The organism is Rheinheimera sp. MM224 (genome assembly GCF_947090785.1).
Lineage (GTDB): Bacteria > Pseudomonadota > Gammaproteobacteria > Enterobacterales > Alteromonadaceae > Pararheinheimera.
The window spans coordinates 4,635,918-4,642,311 of record NZ_OX352320.1 but is presented as its reverse complement, the minus strand read 5'-3'; the positions used below and the strand labels follow the sequence as shown (position 1 = coordinate 4,642,311).

7 protein-coding genes are annotated in these 6,394 nt (G+C 46.9%); 5 read left to right on the top strand and 2 right to left on the bottom strand.

The annotated features are described in order from the left end of the window. The first annotated feature begins 446 nt into the window (after positions 1 to 446). From rpmH to mnmE, 5 genes are all read left to right on the top strand, one after another. Positions 447 to 581, top strand: a complete 135-nt coding sequence (rpmH, locus tag OM978_RS21445; protein WP_008897167.1) for a 50S ribosomal protein L34 — start codon at positions 447 to 449, stop codon at positions 579 to 581. Positions 582 to 600: 19 nt separating this feature from the next. Next, positions 601 to 972, top strand: a complete 372-nt coding sequence (rnpA, locus tag OM978_RS21440) for a ribonuclease P protein component (protein ID WP_127026396.1) — start codon at positions 601 to 603, stop codon at positions 970 to 972. Beyond that, entirely contained in the window at positions 924 to 1,187 is a 264-nt protein-coding gene (gene yidD, locus OM978_RS21435; protein ID WP_008897166.1) for a membrane protein insertion efficiency factor YidD, read from the top strand. The genes rnpA and yidD overlap by 49 nt, the downstream gene beginning before the upstream one ends. Before the next feature lie 3 nt (positions 1,188 to 1,190). Next, complete coding sequence (yidC, locus tag OM978_RS21430; RefSeq protein WP_264344443.1) at positions 1,191 to 2,825, top strand: membrane protein insertase YidC; 1,635 nt, start codon at positions 1,191 to 1,193, stop codon at positions 2,823 to 2,825. A gap of 90 nt (positions 2,826 to 2,915) precedes the next feature. Then, positions 2,916 to 4,280 (top strand): tRNA uridine-5-carboxymethylaminomethyl(34) synthesis GTPase MnmE, encoded by a 1,365-nt coding sequence (gene mnmE / locus OM978_RS21425; RefSeq protein WP_264344442.1) that lies wholly within the window; start codon positions 2,916 to 2,918, stop codon positions 4,278 to 4,280. Between the two features lie 7 nt (positions 4,281 to 4,287). Here mnmE and OM978_RS21420 read toward each other — a convergent pair whose 3' ends face one another. Both OM978_RS21420 and OM978_RS21415 read right to left on the bottom strand, forming a co-directional pair. After that, positions 4,288 to 5,475, bottom strand: a complete 1,188-nt coding sequence (locus OM978_RS21420; protein ID WP_264344441.1) for a YbfB/YjiJ family MFS transporter — start codon at positions 5,473 to 5,475, stop codon at positions 4,288 to 4,290. Between the two features lie 105 nt (positions 5,476 to 5,580). Continuing rightward, a complete protein-coding gene (locus OM978_RS21415) occupies positions 5,581 to 6,390 on the bottom strand; it encodes a sulfite exporter TauE/SafE family protein (protein ID WP_264344440.1) in 810 nt (269 codons plus the stop codon). Positions 6,391 to 6,394 lie beyond the last annotated feature (4 nt).

Genomic DNA, 6,394 nt, shown 5'->3' with positions numbered 1-6,394 from the left:
CATATCTCCAAAAGCCCCTAATAATTATTATTTAGTTAGGCAGGCGTAAGTGAAAAGAGCAGCATTATCATACGATCTTATCCACAAGTTCAATATTGACTTTTGCAAAAATGCGACGAGCGACAAAAACAATATGTAACCACTTGTTTTATATAACAATAAACCTCTTATTCTATTTACTGATATGTAAGCAAAAGATCAGACCAAAGCGGTCCAAAAACCGCTGTTTTTTAAAACAACTCACATTTTATCCCAGCTGAACAACCTGCCTTGTGGACAACTTTTAAAGATCGATAAAAAATAATGATCAGATCAGCAGAAACACAAGGATCTGCATTGACAACAGCTGCCGACCCGCTTAGAATTCGCGCTCTTTTTTAATCGCTGCGTTTTGGTTTTTACTAAAACACAGACCCTTAGTAAATATCGACCGGACGGACGAAGTTATGAAAAGAACATTTCAACCTAGCGTTTTAAAACGTGCTCGCGTCCACGGCTTCCGTGCTCGCATGGCTACCAAAAATGGCCGTCAAGTGATTGCACGTCGTCGTGCTAAAGGCCGCAAGCGCTTAACAGTCTAGTCAGATTCGTAAGCGCTGCGTGGTCAGCTATACATTCAGCAGGGAGTTACGTCTGTTAACTCCCCGCGAATTCGACAATGTCTTCCAAAATCCTTTCAGGGTTTCTTCTCCTCTCTTTACCATATTGTGTAAACCTACTCAGTCTACTCATCCAAGACTTGGTCTGACTATTGCCAAAAAACGTGTTAAATTAGCCACGCATCGAAACCGCATCAAAAGATGTTCACGGGATAGCTTCAGGCTACACCAACATGAACTTCCGCCTGTTGATTTAGTTTTGATGGTAAAAGGTGATATCAGCAACACGCCCAATGAAGAATTGCACAAGCAACTGGATAAGTTATGGGGCAAAATAGCTCGCCAATACAAAACACTGGTGCAAGACTGCTAATTTCCACTGTGCGTGGTTATCAGAAGTTGATCAGTCCGTTATTTGGACCCAGTTGCCGGTTTTATCCCACCTGTTCTCATTACGCTATTGAAGCCATAGAACGCTTTGGTGCCGTAAAAGGTGGTTGGTTAACTACAAAACGTTTATTAAAATGTCACCCCTTACATCCCGGTGGTGAAGACCCGGTTCCACAAAAGCAGAAAGAGACTAACTAACAGATGGATTCTCAACGCAGTTTATTAGTGATAGCCCTCGCCTTCGTTAGCTTATTGTTATGGCAGGCATGGCAAACCGATCACGCGCCTAAACCAGTAACTCCGGTCACTGAACAAAGCACAACCAGTTCAACTGGTTCAGCCGACTTACAATTAAGCAGTTCAGGCACTTCAGCTCAACCTGCTGCGCCAGTTGCTACTCAACAAGTGATCACCGTCAGTACTGATGTATTAAAAGTACAGATCGACACTAAAGGTGGCGATATTGTTGATTTAACTTTACCTGCTTTTACTTTAAGCAAAGACAGCGACCAGCCTTATCAGCTGATGCGTAAGTTAAACGGTTTTGAATACGTAGCTCAGTCTGGCTTATTAGCAGATGGCCCGGATGATAAACGCAACAGCGGTCGTCCTGTGTATTCTGCAGCCAAAACCAGTTACGCGCTTGCCAATGGCGAACAGCAAGTAGTGGTGCCTTTAACCTTTAACCATAACGGTTTAGAGATTGAAAAACGCTACACCTTTACCGCTGGAAAATATGATGTCCGGGTAGAATATTTACTGAAAAATACCACTGCTGAAACTAAGTTAGTTCAGCCTTATCAGCATCTGGTGCAAACCATTAACAATGGTGAAAGCAGCAGCATGATGATGCCTATCTACCGTGGTGCGGCTTTCTCTACTTCTGAAAAACGTTATGAAAAGTACGATTTTGAAGATATGCAGGAAACTAACCTGGCTCAATCCACCAAAGGTGGTTGGGTGGCTATGCTGGAGCACTACTTTGTAGCGGCTTGGGTTCCTGAGAAAACTGCAGATAATCAGCTGTATAGCTTAGTGAATAACGGCAACGGTATTGTAGGCGCTAAAGGCCCTGAACTGACGATTCCTGCTGGTGAAAGCCTGACTATAGCTTCTACTTTTTATGCCGGTCCGAAGGATCAGGATAACTTAGCCGCTATTGCTGATGGTCTGGATCTGACGGTTGACTACGGCTTCTTATGGTTTATTTCTCAGCCTTTATTCTGGTTGTTAACCACTATTCAAAGCTTTGTCAGCAACTGGGGTGTCGCCATTATTATGATCACCCTACTGGTGAAAGGTGTGATGTACCCTCTGACCAAAGTGCAGTACGAATCTATGGCCAAGATGCGTAATCTGAAGCCAAAAATTGACGAACTGCAGGCCCGTTATAAAGACGACCGCTCAAAAATGGGCCCGGCTATGATGGAGCTGTACCGCAAAGAAAAAGTAAACCCTATGGGTGGTTGCTTACCTATGCTGGTGCAAATGCCAATCTTCCTGGCTTTGTATTGGGTGTTCGTAGAGAGCGTGGAATTACGCCAGGCTCCGTTTATGTTATGGATCCAGGATTTGTCCACCCAAGACCCGTACTACGTATTACCAGTGCTGTTTGGTATCAGTATGTTTGTGATGCAAAAACTGACGCCTATGACAGTGACTGATCCTATGCAGCAAAAAATTATGCTGTGGATGCCAGTGGTGTTCTCAGTATTCTTCCTGTGGTTCCCAAGTGGTCTGGTACTGTACTGGTTGGTCAGCAACCTGATTTCTTTAGCCCAGATGCTGTATATCTACCGCGGCATGGAGAAGAAAGGTCTATACACCAAAAGCTAAGGCTTAAGGTATACACTTTAAAGGCCTGTTTTCAGGCCTTTTTGTTTTTTTGAGTTTAAAAACACAGTTTATAAAGTTGAGGTTTGACGTATGTACAGCACAGACACTATTGCCGCTCAGGCCACAGCCACAGGTCGTGCCGGTGTAGGAATAATACGGGTATCAGGCCCTGCCGTATCCGCAGTGGCTTCGGCTATTCTGGGCAAAGTGCCAAAACCCCGTACTGCTGAATACCTGCCGTTTTTAGACGAACAAAAACAAACTCTGGATCAGGGTATCGCCTTGTATTTCCCTGGCCCCAATTCCTTTACCGGTGAAGATGTACTGGAATTACAAGGCCACGGCGGCCCAGTACTTCTGGATATGCTGCTGCGCCGCGTGCTGGATATTAAAGACGTACGGATAGCACGGCCAGGCGAGTTTTCCGAACGGGCCTTTTTAAACGATAAATTAGATTTAACTCAGGCCGAAGCCATAGCCGACTTGATTGACGCAAGCTCTGAACAGGCAGCTCGTTCCGCTATGCATTCGTTACAGGGTGAGTTTTCGCGCAAAATTCATGACCTGGTAGAAAAAGTGATTTATCTGCGGATTTACGTAGAAGCTGCTATCGACTTTCCGGATGAAGAAATCGACTTTTTATCAGACGGCAAAGTGGCTGGTGATTTAGCCGAAATCATCTCCGATTTAGCCGGGATCCAGAAGCAAGCCACACAAGGCAGCATATTGCGTGAAGGCATGCGTGTGGTGATTGCCGGCCGGCCTAATGCCGGCAAATCCAGCTTATTAAATGCTTTAGCAGGCCGCGAAGCCGCCATAGTGACAGAAATAGCAGGCACCACCCGTGATGTACTGCGTGAGCATATTCATATCGACGGTATGCCTTTGCATATCATCGACACCGCAGGTTTACGTGAAGCCACAGACAAAGTGGAACAAATAGGGATAGAACGTGCCTGGCAGGAAATAGAACAAGCAGACCGCGTCCTTTTTATGGTTGATGGCACCACCACCAATGCCACCAGCCCGGCCGACATCTGGCCAGACTTTATGTCACGCTTACCCAAAGACCTGGGCTTAACTGTCATTCGCAATAAAGCCGACTTAACAGGTGAAACTACGGGTGCCAGCCAGGCCGGTGACTATCCGGTATTTCATATCTCGGCCAAAACCAATTCCGGCATAGAACAGCTACGGGATCACTTAAAAGCCTGTATGGGCTTTGACGCCAATACCGAAGGCAGCTTTATCGCCCGCCGCCGCCATTTAGACGCGCTGGAACGCGCTGCAGAGCATTTAGCCATAGGCGATGCTCAGTTGCATAACCACCTAGCTGGCGAGCTGTTAGCAGAAGAATTACGGCTTACTCAGCAACACCTGAATGAAATCACCGGCGAATTTAGTTCGGATGATTTATTGGGCAGGATTTTCAGCTCGTTCTGTATTGGCAAATAACAAAATTCTAACTCCCACCCCGCATTGCCAGATGATCGCTGGCGGTGCGGCGGATCAGCAACGTCAGTACTGCCGCCCCAGATAAAGTAATCACGCTTGCCGTTAATAATCCTGAATCAAAACTTCCGCTTTGTTTGGCTAAGTAACCACTGATGGCCGGTGCTATAACTTGCGCAGTGCCATAACAAAGCGTCATCTTACCCATCAGCTGAGCTGGTTTTGCTGGTAATAAGCGCCCTGCCATTGTCAGCATTAAGCTGACGCAACCAACAAAACTGATGCCAAATAAAAAGGCGCTGAACAATAACGCCAGCGCCTGGCTCCAGAGCACAGGTAACACAATAGCCAAAGCGTTCAGCAGTAAAGCCCAACGTAAACTGACTAAATAACCTGATAGTCGTGCGACCCGATCCCAGAGTAGCGCTGCTGGTGCTGCACCTACACCTAAAGCAAAAAATGCCCAGTTACCAAAACCAGTCAGTTCTGCATTCAAGCTCGCCATAGCGACAATAAAAGTGATAGTGACCACATAGCCATAACCGGCGCAGAAATACATCAAAAATAACGGCCAGAGGAAACTACGGGGCAAGGCCAAAGGAGTTGCGTCTGTGTTGTTGCTGGATAACGCCAGATGTGGTGCAGGCAACCAGCGCCAGGCCGGAACTATCAGCACCAATCCGAGTACACTAAGCGCCAGCCATTGCTGATCCCAACTCAAAGCTGCAACGCTAAACAGCTCGACTAATAAAGCCACTAAAGCTATGCCCAAGCCGAGGCCTGCAAAATGTAAACCCAGTTCAGCTTTCGCGCCACGCGCGGCCAGCTGCTGCAAAATAAGACCTGAGGCCAATAACATCGAAGCAGCCGAACTTAAACCTGCCAGAAAGCGCCACAAGCCCCAAAACAGCGGGTCTGAACTATAAGCTGTGGCCAGTGTGCTTAGCACCGCAAAAACCAAACCAATACGATAGGCATAAAACTTCCACTGCCAGTCTTTTAACCGCACAGCCAATAAAGCGCCGGCAAAATAGCCCAGATAATTTACTGCAGCTAAATAACCAGCCAGAGCTTCAGTAAGACCTGCACCGGACATCAAAGGAATAAGCGGAGTGTAGGCAAAACGCGCTATGCCTAAACACAACAGCTGACTAAAAAAACCAGCCAACAGGATGCGGCGGGCCACTGGATCAGACATACATTCCCTTCTTTTAGCACTCGCACTTTTTAGTCAGATTGACAGCCAACACAACGCAAAGCTATAGGCGAATAGTCGCAGAGATGGGCAGTTCGCCCGCACAATTTAAAAAGACAGCAGCATCTTTAGCGCTATCAAAAGTAATACGAAGGCAAATAACTTCTTCAACAAGGCCGCAGGCACTTTAGTGGCGAGCTGCACACCAAGCGGAGCAGCCACCACAGAACCTATACTCATTCCCAGCACAGCAGGCCAATACACAGCACCTATCAGATCCGGATGAGCAACAGGAGTTGTTTGCAGCATATAGGAGATTGCGCCAAACACAGTCACCGGAAAACCCACCGCCACTGAACTGGCTACGGCTTTGGGCATGGCCATAAAACGACTTAAAAAAGGCACCATCAAGACACCTCCACCAGCGCCGATAAAACTGCCGGTGGCTCCGACTAAAGCCGGAAACCAGCGTAATAGTTGATTTGAGGGAGGATCTTGCAGTTGCGTTTGATCCACTGCTGAAGGTTTTTCCTTCGACGGCTTTAACATAGAAAAAGCCACATAAAGCAAAAAAGCGGCGAAAATACACTGCAGCCACAAAGCTGGCAAACGTGTCACCAGCAAGGAGCCGAGCACAACGCCAAATAAACTGGCTGGTAACATCAACCTGATCAACCCCCAGTTAATAGTACCCTTTTGATGATGCACCCGCAGTGAAGAAACAGAACCTATAGCGGCAATCACCATAGAACTGGCAAGCGCAATCAGAGGTGAAACTTCTGCACTAAAACCTAAAGATGGCAGCATAAAAGTTAAAAAGGGCACTGTCACCAAAGCCATGCCGACGCCAATCAGGCCCAACAACAAGCCACCAGCAAGACCCGCCAGAATAAATAACGTCAGTACCCACAGATCCATAATT